This is a genomic window from Spirosoma arboris (assembly GCF_009754945.1).
Classification (GTDB): domain Bacteria; phylum Bacteroidota; class Bacteroidia; order Cytophagales; family Spirosomataceae; genus Spirosoma; species Spirosoma arboris.
The window spans coordinates 1-424 of the sequence record NZ_WPIN01000082.1; the positions used below are offsets into that span (position 1 = coordinate 1).

Genomic DNA, 424 nt, shown 5'->3' on the forward strand with positions numbered 1-424 from the left:
GCGAATCTCTACCCCTGGCTCTATCGTGGTCGTTGTGTTCTCCTTAATGGTAAATCCATAGTTGTTCAACACGTAATAAGAGCCTGAACCCGGTTTGGGGATGGTACAGGATACCGTGGAGGCATCGGTTCGGAGATAGATATCCGTATTGGTCAGGTTACTGATTCCTCCTACCGTGGCAGCCGTCGCATCGATGGCTTTAGCATTGCCCCTAAATGTCACCGAACTGATAATAGGAGTGATGGATCCCCCAGTGATGTAAATCCCCGTCTGATTGTTCTGTACCGTTGAGTTGGTGACACTTATCGAGGAGTTGGTGTAAATACCGGTTCCTTCGCTGTTTCGAATGGAGGAGTTACGGATACTCACCGAGGAATTGTAGACATAAATCGCATTGATATAGTTTTGCAGATCCCCCCATCGA

The 424-nt window shown here is 47.9% G+C and carries 1 protein-coding gene; it reads right to left on the minus strand.

Annotation, left to right across the window (positions count from 1 at the left end; translation table 11 throughout):
- A partial coding sequence (locus GO755_RS41250) for a right-handed parallel beta-helix repeat-containing protein (protein ID WP_198175100.1) occupies positions 1–424 on the minus strand: 424 nt, incomplete at both ends.